The 12922-nt window shown below is 36.7% G+C and carries 10 protein-coding genes; 8 read left to right on the top strand and 2 right to left on the bottom strand.

What is annotated here, in order from left to right; all coding sequences use genetic code 11:
• Positions 1 to 14 precede the first annotated feature (14 nt).
• From ACQKN3_RS05585 to ACQKN3_RS05565, 5 genes are all read left to right on the top strand, one after another.
• On the top strand, positions 15 to 902 hold the full coding sequence (locus ACQKN3_RS05585) for a branched-chain amino acid ABC transporter permease (protein ID WP_427710003.1): 888 nt from the start codon (positions 15 to 17) through the stop codon (positions 900 to 902).
• The gene (locus ACQKN3_RS05580; protein ID WP_427710001.1) at positions 856 to 2670 is read left to right on the top strand and encodes an ABC transporter permease subunit; all 1815 of its coding nucleotides are present in this window, start codon (positions 856 to 858) and stop codon (positions 2668 to 2670) included. The genes ACQKN3_RS05585 and ACQKN3_RS05580 overlap by 47 nt, the downstream gene beginning before the upstream one ends.
• A gap of 3 nt (positions 2671 to 2673) precedes the next feature.
• Positions 2674 to 3381: an ABC transporter ATP-binding protein gene (locus ACQKN3_RS05575; protein WP_427709999.1), complete on the top strand. Its 708-nt coding sequence runs from the start codon at positions 2674 to 2676 to the stop codon at positions 3379 to 3381.
• 77 nt (positions 3382 to 3458) lie between these two features.
• Entirely contained in the window at positions 3459 to 4319 is an 861-nt protein-coding gene (locus ACQKN3_RS05570) for an AraC family transcriptional regulator (protein ID WP_427709997.1), read from the top strand.
• 52 nt (positions 4320 to 4371) lie between these two features.
• A complete protein-coding gene (locus ACQKN3_RS05565; protein ID WP_427709995.1) occupies positions 4372 to 5601 on the top strand; it encodes a CaiB/BaiF CoA transferase family protein in 1230 nt (409 codons plus the stop codon).
• A 320-nt stretch (positions 5602 to 5921) separates the two neighbouring features.
• On the opposite strand, the gene ACQKN3_RS05560 is transcribed toward ACQKN3_RS05565, so the two are convergent.
• Positions 5922 to 6332: a protein-disulfide isomerase gene (locus ACQKN3_RS05560; RefSeq protein WP_427709993.1), complete on the bottom strand. Its 411-nt coding sequence runs from the start codon at positions 6330 to 6332 to the stop codon at positions 5922 to 5924.
• Positions 6333 to 6857: 525 nt separating this feature from the next.
• Here ACQKN3_RS05560 and ACQKN3_RS05555 point away from each other — a divergent pair.
• Positions 6858 to 7598, top strand: a complete 741-nt coding sequence (locus ACQKN3_RS05555) for an alpha/beta fold hydrolase (protein ID WP_251688048.1) — start codon at positions 6858 to 6860, stop codon at positions 7596 to 7598.
• 37 nt (positions 7599 to 7635) lie between these two features.
• On the opposite strand, the gene ACQKN3_RS05550 is transcribed toward ACQKN3_RS05555, so the two are convergent.
• Positions 7636 to 8457: a TetR/AcrR family transcriptional regulator gene (locus ACQKN3_RS05550; RefSeq protein WP_251688046.1), complete on the bottom strand. Its 822-nt coding sequence runs from the start codon at positions 8455 to 8457 to the stop codon at positions 7636 to 7638.
• A 93-nt stretch (positions 8458 to 8550) separates the two neighbouring features.
• On the opposite strand from ACQKN3_RS05550, the gene ACQKN3_RS05545 reads away from it, so the two are divergent.
• Positions 8551 to 11637 carry an efflux RND transporter permease subunit gene (locus ACQKN3_RS05545; protein WP_427709990.1) on the top strand — a complete coding sequence of 1029 codons (3087 nt, stop codon included), beginning with the start codon at positions 8551 to 8553 and terminating at the stop codon, positions 11635 to 11637.
• A gap of 100 nt (positions 11638 to 11737) precedes the next feature.
• Positions 11738 to 12916, top strand: a complete 1179-nt coding sequence (locus tag ACQKN3_RS05540; protein WP_427709988.1) for a M14 family zinc carboxypeptidase — start codon at positions 11738 to 11740, stop codon at positions 12914 to 12916.
• Positions 12917 to 12922: the final 6 nt, after the last annotated feature.

The following is a 12922-nucleotide window of genomic DNA, read 5'->3' as shown; positions in this document are numbered from 1 at the left end:
AGAGGAGAATATATATGCAGGAACTAATATTTGCCCTTGCTAACGGGAGCATGTATGCATTAATGGCACTTGCCATTGGAATCATTTATTCTACAACTCGCATTATTAACTTTGCACATGGCTCGGTTATTATGATAGGAGCTATGACAAGCTACTGGTTCTTAAGTGCAGTTCAAATGAATTACATCCTTGCTATTTTGTTAGCTATATCTATAAATATATTGCTAAGTATATTGATTTATAAGACAGCAGTAGAGAGGTTAGGCGATTTATCGAAAAATTCAAGTTGGATTGTCACTCTTTTCGGTGCAAGTATCATTATAGATAATATTGCTCGAATGATTTTCGGGACGGAACCAAAGGCTTTTCCATTCCTTTTTAATGGTCAGGATATCCGTATTTTTGGTGCGAATATTATGGTGCACGAAATTTTGATGATTATTATTGCAATCTCAATTGGTATCGCATATCAATTTGTAATCCAAAAAACTAGTTTTGGAAGAGCGGTGAGGGCTGTATCATATAAACCTGATACAGCAAGAATCATGGGAATTCGAAGTAATGTCGTTGTATTGACGTGTTTCGCAATTTCAGGCGGAGTTGCAGCAATAGCCGGCGCACTTATTGCCCCTTTAACTTTTGCTAGCTATACAATGACATATGCACTTGGCATTAAAGCTTTCGCAGCAGCGCTTATAGGAGGCTTAGGTAATACAAAAGGAGCGTTTATCGGTGGAATTACCTTAGGCTTGATGGAGGGGGTTGTTGGCATGATGATCCCTGGCGGATTAAAGGATGCTGTTATCTTTTTGATTATGATCGTTGTCATAATAGTTTTACCGGGAGGGATCTTAGGTGCCAAAATTTTCAATAAAGGCAACTTCACTGCAGAAAAAATATAGAACTTATTTTGTTATCCTTTGCTTAGCTCTTTTGTTGATTAGCTTACTGATTCCCCTAGTAGCAGGTAGTTACTACTTACGCTTAGTCAGTTTAATATTTATATATATTATACTGGCAATTGCCTATAACATTTCTGCGGGCTTCAGTGGCATAACCTCATTTGCTTTTGCTGCCCATTTTGGTGTTGGGGCGTATGTGTCAGCTGTGGCGATTACAGCTTACAACATGCCGTTTTTCGTCGGTCTTTTAGTAGGTTCAATAGCCGCTGCTGTTGTAGGTCTATTAGTTTCACTTCCCGCATCTAAAGTAAAACACCATTACCTAGCTCTTATAAGTATTGGTTTACTTGAAATGGCGCACCGAGTATTTAATGAATGGACTTGGTTTACCGGGGGTTCACAGGGGATGTTCGTCTCTAGTTGGAGTGTTTTTGGATTTAGTCTAGATACCCTGCAAAGATACTACTTTATTCTAATAATTGTGGTATTTTGTATTATCGTACAAAGGAATATCGTTAAAAGTCGATGGGGTAGAGATTTAATTGCTATGACAGACAACGAGATTGCGGCAGCAGGGGTTGGAATTAACTTTAGTAAATATAGGATTATGGGTTACTTTTTCAGCTCATTGCTCGCTGGAGTAGCCGGAGGAATTTATGCTAGTTATAGTGGTTATTTAAGCCCTGATACCTTCAGTTTTCAATTTACAGTTTTTATTCTTTTAATGGTGGTATTAGGCGGACAAGGGACTTTGAGTGGTCCAATAATCGGTGCGATTATCGCTACATTGATACCAGAGTTATTTAATGCTGCGCCAGATTTAAAACAGATCGTATATGGTGCCCTTCTTATCATCATACCGCAAGTACTTCCAGCCGGTATCGGAGGCACTATTAAGAAGCGTTTTAGAGAAATAGATGATAATCAATATATTATTGAAAAAAGGGAAAAAAAAGTTTTAGAGATTAAGCAAAACCTTGGTAGTAATAATACTAATTCAAATAACGATGAAATTTTAATTATCAAAGGTCTTACCAAGAAATTTGGTGGACATACAGCTGTAGAAAATCTAAACATGACAATCAAAAGAGGAACGGTCCATTCCTTAATTGGTCCAAATGGTGCCGGTAAGACGACAACTTTAAACATGATTACTGGTGTTGATAAGCCAACTGCAGGTACGGTTATTTTTAAAGAGAAGGATATTACAGGGAAAAGTATGGTTGATCTTGTAAGGCAAGGGGTTTCAAGAACATTCCAACATGTAAGACTTTTTAACAATCTTTCAGTCGTAGAAAATGTTGCGATGGGCGGCAGGTTATTTTATAGCTATTCACTGATCGATACGATGTTCCGTACACGGAAAATGAAGGGGGAAGAAAGAAAATCATTTTATGATGCAATGGATTACCTTGATTTAATCGACCTAGGCCATCAAGCGAACAATGAACCGGAGAGTCTTTCAGCTGGTCAACAGAAATTATTAGAACTAGCGCGCGCTCTTAGCATGAAACCGGAACTTCTCGTTCTAGATGAACCATGTGCAGGACTATCAGATACAGAGACTATGGAATTCTCGAAATTGCTGAAAAAAGTTCGGGAGGCAGGCGTTACTGTTTTAATGATTGAACATCACATGGATTTAGTAATGGAAATATCCGATTATATTACCGTACTTGATTATGGCAAAAAAATTGCTGAAGGAGATCCGGCAAGCGTAAATACGAATCCAGTTGTAAGAAACGCTTATTTAGGTGAGGGGGCGTAAACTATGTTACGAGTAGAAAATTTAACTATTGGCTATGGAAAAACGGAAGTTGTTCATAATATCTCTTTTCATGTAAACCAAGGTGAGGTAGTTACAATTTTAGGGGCAAATGGTGCTGGAAAAAGCACGATTCTCAATACAATTGTCGGTCTCCATAAGGCAAAAAGTGGAAACATTATTTTCGAGGACGTAGAAATATCTAATGTACGCCCTGATCAACAGGTTAGTAAGGGAATCCGTATAGTACCAGAAGGGAGACAGATCTTTCCACAACATACTGTAATGGAAAATCTTCTTTTAGGGGCTCATATTGTTAAGGATACAAAAAAAATCAATTCCCGCATTCAATCTATTTACGAACGTTTCCCGAGGCTTGAAGAAAGAAAAATGCAGTTAGGTGGGACTCTTTCGGGAGGCGAACAGCAGATGCTAGCCATTGCACGGTCGCTAATGACTGAGCCATCCTTTTTAATTCTGGATGAACCTTCACTTGGACTTGCACCAATAATCGTTAACGAGGTTTTTGATCTTTTAAAGCAAATTAGTAGTTCAGGTGTTACAGTGCTTTTAGTTGAACAGATGGCAAACAGCGCATTAAAAATATCTAATCGGGCCTATGTAATAGAAACTGGTCGTTTCGTCTTAGATGGAACAGGAGAAGAAATTAAAAATAATACGGATGTTGCAAAAGCCTACCTTGGAAATATATAAGTACTTAATTTTTATTTAATTCATATTTTATACGATAATTAAGATATAAATTAAATAACTCAAAGGTGATTAATCATATGGAAAATAACATGTTAAATATACTTTGGCTTGCAAAAAGTGAATATCCAATAGGAAGTTCTCTAGCAGAGCATTCACATGATTACTATCAAATTCACTATGTCATTAGTGGAGAAGGGGACTTCATTATAGGAAAAGAATGCGTGACAATTAGTCGTGGTATGTTTCTTTTTATTAGACCTAATGATATCCATGGTATTTCTGAAGCACGAGATGTAGATGGGAAAACTTTAAATATGTTGGAAGTTAAGTATGTAGTTTTCGATAACGAGCTTAAAGAAAGATTAAACCAAGTCCCAAATGTATGTCTTGGATCCGAAAATATAGAGGCATTTCTCGAGTTGATTTTTAAAGAAGCAATTGAATTGTCTCCTTGGTATCTACAGATTGCAACAAATCTATTAAATGCCACACTATATTATATAGTTCGAAATCAAAATATTGAAATGTTAAATAACGAAATAAAATCTAAGGAAACGGATAAAATTAAAGACTATATTAATGATAATTATACGAACGAAGTTTCTTTAGATAAAATTGCACAGCATCTTGGACATAGCAAGAATTATATTTGCAAATCTTTTAAGGAAAATACAGGTATGACGATCAATTTATATTTAAATAAGATACGAATCGAACAGGCTACGCAACTATTAGTTAGAACTAATTTAGATATAACAGAGGTTAGTAATAATGTCGGATATAATAATATTTACCATTTCATAAAGACATTTAAGAAAATTGTGGGGACTACACCGGGAAATTTCAGAAAAAACGAACTCAATGGAAATGCACTTGTAAGCTCGCAAGTTAGAGCAATTGCTACTATTCCAATACCTCAAGTGAGGAATGATGTTTAAATGTCTCTTAAGAAATATTTTTTAAATAATTAAAATGGGGTGAAATTTAGTTGTGTCTATTTTATCTGGAATTAGAGTTTTAGATTTAACACACTATATTGCAGGACCTTACTGTAGCCAGATACTTGCTGATTATGGTGCTGACGTAATCAAGGTCGAACGACCAGAAGGGGAAATAGGAAGAACTTCAGCTCCGATGCATGATGATATAAGTTTATATTTTGCTTCAGAAAATAGAAATAAAAGAGGAATTTCAATTGACTTGAAAACTACAGAGGGCAAGGAGATTTTTCAACGTTTAGTTGAAACAGCTGATGTTTTAGTAACAAATTATGGATTTGAAGTACCTAAAAGATTGGGGTTTGATTATGAAGCAATTTCAGCTATAAACCCAAGAATTAGCATGGTTCATATTACTGGATTCGGAAAAACCGGCCCTTATAAAAATTATGGAGCTTATGATGGAGTAATTCAGTCAATGAGTGGATTAGCAGAATTAACTGGACATCCAGATGGACCTCCAACATATGTAGGTTTTTTTATTGCAGATCATATTGCTGGATTGCAAGCAGCCTTAGGTAGTATGTTGGCTCTATTTCATAGGGAACGAACAGGAGTAGGTCGCTTTGTTGATATAAGTATGCTTGATGGATTGGTTTCGTTATTAGGCTTCAGTGTTGCGGAGGCTAAGTTACATGGAATTACCAGTCAAAGATGGGGGACGACTGATCGGTTTGAATTATCGAAAGCATTCCCTACGAAAGATGGATATGTATTTGTATCTTCATATTTAAATTGTCCTGATAAAAAGTGGGTAGAATTATCAGAATTAATAGGTAAAAGCGAATGGGGTAAAAGTAACTCATCATTTTACACGGAAGAGGGGAGATTTAAAAATAGGGAAGTGTTGGAAAAATCAATTTCTGAATGGACTGTTCAACATTCAAAGGAAGAAGCTTTTCAACTTTTACAACAAAAAGGTATTGCAAGCAGTCCAGTAAATGATTTGGAAGAGTTATTAAACAACCCTCAAATACAACACAGAGAAATGATTCAAACTTTAAAAATGGGAGAAAACGATGAAATTGTAGTTCCTGTTCCTGGTGTTCCAATTAAGATACAAGAAAATCCTTCAACAAAATTTACCCCGCCGCCAAAACTTGGAGAACATTCAGAGGAAATTTTGACTGAGTTAGGATTTTCAGAAAAAGAAATTCGGGATTATCAAACTAACAATATTGTAAAAATTGAAAACTGGTCTGACACCAGAATGGTTGATTAAGATGGAAGCAATCAACAATTTTAGATATACGTTGATTGCTTTTACTTGTTATCTTTGAAAAACCCTTACATTGTGACGAGTTCTGGTTCATCTGTTAGTAGATCTAACAGTGATAAGTTCTTGCCGTTTGTCTTCCGAAATGCTTAATTCTTCCTAAGGCAGCCCGCCAAGCATAAAAGCCTTTATATCAACGGTCTAGGAGAATTGCATAAATACCGTGTAGACAATGTTCCATAAAAAAGAGACAAACGTCGATTTAATAACGTTTGTCTCTTTTTTTTGTGTTATTTTGTATAGTAATGAATAAAAATGGTTCTAGGTTATTTTGCCTTGCGAATGTATTCCATTCCCACGGAATCAACGATAATATGGTTCATAAATTTAGTGAATTCTAATGAAACACCGTCATCAGCTGTAATAATATATTTATCACCTTTTACTTCAACCTTAGCATTAGTAAACTCTTTATGGATATGTGGACTATCCATTTCTTCGGATACCACAACCTTGTCAAGTATGCTCTTTCTATCATCATTTATAAAAGTTCCATCAATTGTGAGTCCATCCTCATGCAAGTATATAGTATACCTATCACTTTGATAAAAATGAGATTCAAAATCCTCAGCTTTCGTAACTTTATCAGAATTCTTTGATAAATTTTGTTGGTCACATCCAAATAGACTTAAAACACAGGCAATACTAAGCATTGCTATCGAAAGAATTTTTTTCATAAATTCCCCTCCCTATTTTTAATTAATCGATTTTATAGACCTAATTAGTTATACGGAAATGAATAAATAAAAGTTTCAATTTTCTGAACTCGAAATCTAAATAGCACTATTAGAATAACGAAATATTTCCAAAGCGAAGTTTCGGCACGTTTTAAAATATTTGTTACACTAAAACCCCCGTTAGCTTAAAGATAGGTAATCATGAGCCCATAAGCCTGTCGTTCTTCCTTATCCATTTTAAAACATGCATTTGTAAGAAGAATAATCGCTATAACCCATATTAAGATAACAAATAAAATCTGTATTACTTGTATGCCTCCATCTATCATGTTTTGCAATCTGGTCCGTTAGTTGAAGTATATCCTTTCCAAACCGCCGTTTGGTAACATTAATTATAAACTAGTCCGGTTCCTAAAATCGTATTTGGGAACCTCTTTGTATTTTCAGTTTAAAATGGCTGTTTTTGTTTATTATTATAGAAATCCGGAAAAGGATAAGAGATGAAATAAGGGGAGGACTGGTTAAATGTTAAATTATACTCGAAATGGTTCAGGGGAAGTTGTCGTATTAGTACATGGATTTTTAGGGAGTGCAGCAATATTTGAAAAAATTATGGAGCCATTAACAAAGCAATTTGACGTAATTGCAATCGATTTGCCAGGGCACGGAAAAAGCGAAATGCCGGAAGGGGAATATACAGTATATCGCTATGCCGAAGATATTATCGATGTATTAGTAACAGAAAAAGTTGAAAAGGCTTATTGGATCGGGCATTCGATGGGTGGTTATATTACATTGGCCGCAATCGAGAAACAATATTCTAAAATCGAAAAGGCTGTCTTGCTGTATTCATCCGACTCTTCGGACACACCGGAAGCAATCGATAAGAGAACGAAGCAACAAGAAGAGATTCAGGAACATGGAACTGGATCGTTCGTTGATGGTATTATTCATAACTTCCTTGCGCCTGATGCAAAAACGGAAGATGTACTGTTCGCAAAAGAAGTTGCCTATGAAGCAAAAGAAGAAGGGCTCGTTGCGGCACTTGGTGCAATGAAGTCACGTCCAAACCAACGTGATCTTGTCGATACGTTACCGATCCCAATCCTTGTAATCGAAGGAGAACAGGACAAAGCGGTTACACCGATTACGACATCCAACCCGAATGTGGAAAAAGTAAAAACAAATACAGGGCATCTCGGGATGGTGGAAGATGCTCAAACCGTAGCAAGAGAGATCATCCGTTTCCTGAACAGCGAAAACTAAAAAGAGAGGGATCCATATATATTGGGTCCCTCTCTTTTTAACTGTACTGCTTTTTCAAATATAATGTAATCCAATTAAAGCATTCGTTTTTCTCTAAATTGGCGACAAGACCCATAATGATCGCATTTCTTGGATTATCGCTTTTCAGTTCTTCTATTAATAACTGTATGGAATCGAGTTCTAATTTATTCGTTGTCTGTTGTTGAAGTGACAACAAATCCTCCATTATATGGTCAATCGAATAATTTTCGATCCGTTTGTAAAACTGGGAAGGATGTTCAAGCAGTGCGATTTTACTTTTCGTTGCTAATAAAGTAGTCTTCTCAACAAGTGAATCAGCAAATTTCCCCGAATCGAATGGCTGGCATGAATCGAAAATATACTGCATATACGATTGTACCATCCCATTTATTATAACGACTAAATCGTATTGTCTTCCTTCGATTTGCTCGCCAAACACTTCGAATAACAGCTTCTCCAAATTTTTATTGGAAAGCTCTACATAATAATGAATCCGTTCAATTAATGCTTTATTGATGGCAGAAACGTTTTCCTTCATCAAAATATCCGCAAATCCAGCATAATGTGACAATACTTTCATAGTATGAACAAAGTAGATATGGAGCTTATCTGAAGGTGTATGGCCTTCACTGACTGCTTGGTCAACTTCGCGAATTATATTGTTCATAAAATGTTCAATAATAGAAAAAACGAGCTCGTCTTTGGATTTAAATGATAAATAAAAAGCCCCTTTAGAAATGCCGCAATGATCGGTAATTTGCTGCACTGACGTAGCTTCTATCCCTTTTTCGGCAAATAAATGTAGTGCTGAATCGATGATCAATTGTTTTCTTGTCATAATATTTTCAAGCCCCTTTCAATTGACACGTGACCGACTAGTCATTATTATAGAATGGTGGTTACATATAGTCAAGAAAGGTAAGGTGGAACCGTGAAAGGCTTAGTAAATTTCGTATTGAAAAATAAGCTTGCCGTATGGTTACTAACAATCATAATCGTGTTTTCCGGTATTTATTCATCCACACGTATGAAAATGGAATCGATTCCAGATATTTCGATCCCGTTCTTAATCGTGATGGGTGTTTATCCTGGTGCAACACCCGAGCAAGTAATGGATGATCTTTCAATTCCTTATGAAAAGGCAGTTGAAAGTCTGGAAGATGTAAAGGCTGTATATTCTACATCTTCATCAAATGTTTCACAAGTTCAAGTGGAATATGAATATGGCGTGGATATGGATGAAAAGAAACGTCAGTTAGAAGCTGCTTTAGATAATATTGAGCTTCCTGAAGGTGCACAAGAACCTTCAATCATGGCAATCAGTATGAACATGATGCCTGTCATTGCATTATCAGTAAGTAGTTCGGATGAAGATATTGTTGAACTGACGTCGACAGTAGAGAAAATAATTTTGCCGAAACTAAATAAAATTGACGGTGTTGCATCTGCGACAGTTACAGGTCAACATCTTGAAGAAGTTGCCTTCACATATGATGAAGAAAAGATGGCACAATTAGGTCTAACAGAAGACTCTGTTAAGCAAATGATTCAGGCAAGTGACCTTGCAGTCTCGTTAGGATTATACGAGTTTGAAGATGGCGAGCAAGCTGTTGCAGTTGACGGCAAGTTCAAAACAGAAGAGCAGTTAAAAGAAATGCTGATTCCTGTTACGCCTTCTGAAACCAACCCGGTTCCTTTCGTGAAACTAGGGGATATTGCTGAAATCGAAAAAGTAGGTAAAGTGCAGTCTGTATCTCGAACGAATGGTAAAGATGCGATTGCAATCCAAATCGTAAAAGGTCAGGATGCCAATACGGTTACTGTAGCAAATGCAGTAAAAGATTTAATTGAAGAAGAGCAGGAAGCCATTTCTGGTCTTAAAATCGATATTTCTTTAGACCAAGGGAAACCAATTGAAGATTCTGTCTTTACAATGGTTGAAAAAGCGGTGTTTGGTGGTTTAATCGCGGTATTGATTATCCTATTATTCCTACGTGACTTTAAATCAACAATCATCTCAATCATCTCCATTCCGGTGTCAGTATTCATGGCATTAATGGCATTGCATTGGTTGGATATTACATTGAATATTATGACGCTTGGAGCGATTACTGTTGCGATCGGACGGGTAATTGATGACTCGATTGTAGTAGTAGAGAATATTTATCGTCGTATGCACTTGAAAGAAGAGAAATTACAAGGCCGTGCGTTAATTCGTGAAGCAACAATTGAAATGTTCAAGCCGATCATGTCTTCAACATTAGTTACAATTGCTGTATTCGCACCACTTGTATTTGTAGGCGGTATGGTAGGGGAATTATTCGTACCATTCGCATTAACAATGTCATTTGCATTAATCGCATCATTAATCGTAGCGGTTACAATCGTACCAGCACTTTCACATACATTATTCCGTAAGAAAATTTACGGTGAAAAGTCTGAAAGTCAGCATAAAGAAGTTGGTAAGCTTGCAGTAACATACCGTAATTTCTTGGAAAAAACATTAAACCATAAATGGATTTCATCGATTATTGCGGTAGTTCTATTAGTAGGTTCACTAGCGTTAACACCATTAATCGGCTTTAGTTTCATGGGCTCTCAAGAAGAGAAAGTGATGTACTTAACATACACACCAGGTACTGGCGAATTAATGGATAAAACACTGGAAAATATTGAAGAAGTAGAACAGGAATTACTGAAGCGTAAAGATATCGATGTTTTACAATTATCGGTGAACACAGAAACTTCTACTGATGCTGCTGCAATGATGACTGGCGGCGGTGCAGGCGGTGGTTTAATCTATGCGATTTTCGATCCGGACATGGATGATTTCCCGAAAGCGAAAAAAGAAGTAGAAGACTATATCTTTAATGTTGGCCAATCAGGCGAATGGAAAACACAAAACTTCGCGATGGGTATGTCATCGAATGAAGTTAGCTATACACTATACAGTGAAGATTTAGATAAGTTAAACGAAGCAGTTGCTCAAGTTGAAGATGTTCTAGTGGACATTAAAGGACTTGATGAAGTTGAATCAAATGCTTCAGCACCGTATGTAGAAAATGTAATTAAAGTAGATCAGGAAAATGTATTACAATACGGCCTGACTACTGCCCAAATTTTAATGGCTTTACAAACAAATACAGCAAAAGAAGTACTGACAACTGTTGAAAGTGACGGCGCTGATATTAATGTAGTTGTTCAACGTGAAGCAAAATCTGCGGCAGCGGATATTGATGAATTATTGGAAACACCGATTCAAACGGCAACTGGTCAGACAATGACAATTGGTGACATTGTTGAACTTGAAGAAGGCACAACTTTAAATTCATTATCTCGTCAAAAAGGTGAATACTTTGCGACAGTATCGGCAACGATTACAGACAAAGATATTTCAAAAGCAACATCTGCAGCAGATGAAAAAATTGCTGATTTAGATTTACCGAAAGGCGTTACGACTGGTGTAGGTGGTGTTGCAGCAGATATGACTGAAACATTTACTCAACTAGGTGTTGCGATGATTGCAGCGATTGCAATTGTTTACTTCATATTGGTAGTAACATTCGGTGAAGGTTTAGCACCATTTGCGATTTTATTCTCATTACCATTTACTGTTATCGGTTCATGGATTGGATTATTCGCAACAGGTCTTACAATTTCAGTTTCAGTTATGATGGGATTACTGATGTTAATCGGTATCGTAGTCACAAACGCAATCGTACTTGTTGACCGTATTATCCGTATGGAACATGAAGGTATGAACATGCGTGAAGCGATACTGGAAGCCGGAGCAACTCGTTTACGTCCGATCTTAATGACGGCGATTGCAACAATTGGTGCTATGTTACCAATGGCATTCGGTGGAGCTGGCGGCGGTCTGATTTCTCAAGACTTAGCTGTAACAGTAATTGGTGGTTTATTATCATCAACATTATTAACATTGATCATCGTACCGATTGTATATGAAGTATTATCAAAAATGCTGAAGAAAAATCGTAAAGATGTAAAAGACAATTAATACGAGCAGCCTGTAAGAAGTCATTTCTTACAGGCTGTTTTTTAGTGTAAAGTAATGGGTATAGATGAAAAGTTTTGATATACATAAAAGGAGGCATGAGATGAAGAAATTATTGTTGTTAAGTCTAGTAGTTGCAGCGATTTTCAGTTTCAATGCGAGTTCTGCCAAAGCAACTTCAGACACAATCGGGCTTGGCAAAAACCCTGTGCAAGTAATTGTGAAGAAAAATACGGAATTAATTGATGAACAGGGCAAGTTCATCAAAACTGTAGCAAAAGGAGACAAGCTATTACTGCAGGCGATAAAAGGGAAGTCTGGAGTAATTAAATATTCTTCTAAATCAGCTTACATTCCTTTAACCGATGTTCATTATATCCAATTAGTCGATGGTGCGAAAACAATTCCCTATGACGAAATGGCAGCAAAGCTAAAGCTTGTTTCAGCAATGTATCCGTCACTGACGAAATTGCAGGAAATCGGAAAATCGGTTGAGGGACGACCTTTATATTCATTGAAAGTTGGGACGGGTAAAAAGGAAGTATTAATGGATGCGTCTTTTCACGGACGTGAACATATGACGACAAATGTTTTGATGGAAATGATTGATTCGTATGTTAAGGCTTATGTAAACGGAACGAAAATCGAAAAATACGATGTAAAGAAAATATTAAGTGAAGTGAGCATCGTATTTGTGCCAATGGTGAATCCGGACGGAGTAACACTTGCACAAGGCGGCAAAGTAAAAACATCGATAACAAAACTGAAAGCGATGAACAATAACAGCACCAATTTCAATCGTTGGAAAGCAAACATTAACGGTGTCGATTTGAACCGTCAATTTAATGTAAACTGGCATTTAATTAAAAAGACAAAACCTTCCTTCAAAGAATATAAAGGTAAAGCGCCAAATACAGAACCGGAAGCGCTCGCAATTAAACGACTAATCGATCGCGGCAATCATTTAGCGTATGTCTCTTATCATTCTTCCGGTCAGATTATATATTGGAGCCAAGCGAAATCAAAATTCAGCCGAACGAAAAAGTTGGTAAAAGGGGTATCAAACATTACCGGTTATAAATTGATGCCTGTAACCAAAAAAAATGAACCGATTGCAGCATCTGAAGATTACTTTACAAAAGTAAAAGACCGCCCTGCGATGACGGTCGAAATCGCACCATTTGCAGGGGAAGCATCAGTACCGTTAAAACGTTGGAATAATGTTTGGAAGCAAAATAAAACAATCGGACTGTACGTAGCCAATGAAGCGCGAAATTGGTAAAAAAAC

It is taken from the genome of Solibacillus sp. NPDC093137, assembly GCF_050280445.1.
Lineage (GTDB): Bacteria > Bacillota > Bacilli > Bacillales_A > Planococcaceae > Solibacillus > Solibacillus isronensis_B.
The sequence above is the reverse complement of the archived record's forward strand: the minus strand, read 5'-3'. Positions and strand labels throughout refer to the sequence as shown.

What these genes read in the sequence shown, in the direction of transcription:
- ACQKN3_RS05585 (WP_427710003.1), top strand. Translation starts at nt 15, where the DNA reads ATGCAGGAACTAATATTTGCCCTTGCTAACGGGAGCATGTATGCATTA.
- ACQKN3_RS05575 (WP_427709999.1), top strand. Translation starts at nt 2,674, where the DNA reads ATGTTACGAGTAGAAAATTTAACTATTGGCTATGGAAAAACGGAAGTT.
- ACQKN3_RS05570 (WP_427709997.1), top strand. Translation starts at nt 3,459, where the DNA reads ATGGAAAATAACATGTTAAATATACTTTGGCTTGCAAAAAGTGAATAT.
- ACQKN3_RS05560 (WP_427709993.1), bottom strand. Translation starts at nt 6,332, where the DNA reads ATGAAAAAAATTCTTTCGATAGCAATGCTTAGTATTGCCTGTGTTTTA.
- ACQKN3_RS05555 (WP_251688048.1), top strand. Translation starts at nt 6,858, where the DNA reads ATGTTAAATTATACTCGAAATGGTTCAGGGGAAGTTGTCGTATTAGTA.
- ACQKN3_RS05550 (WP_251688046.1), bottom strand. Translation starts at nt 8,457, where the DNA reads ATGACAAGAAAACAATTGATCATCGATTCAGCACTACATTTATTTGCC.
- ACQKN3_RS05540 (WP_427709988.1), top strand. Translation starts at nt 11,738, where the DNA reads ATGAAGAAATTATTGTTGTTAAGTCTAGTAGTTGCAGCGATTTTCAGT.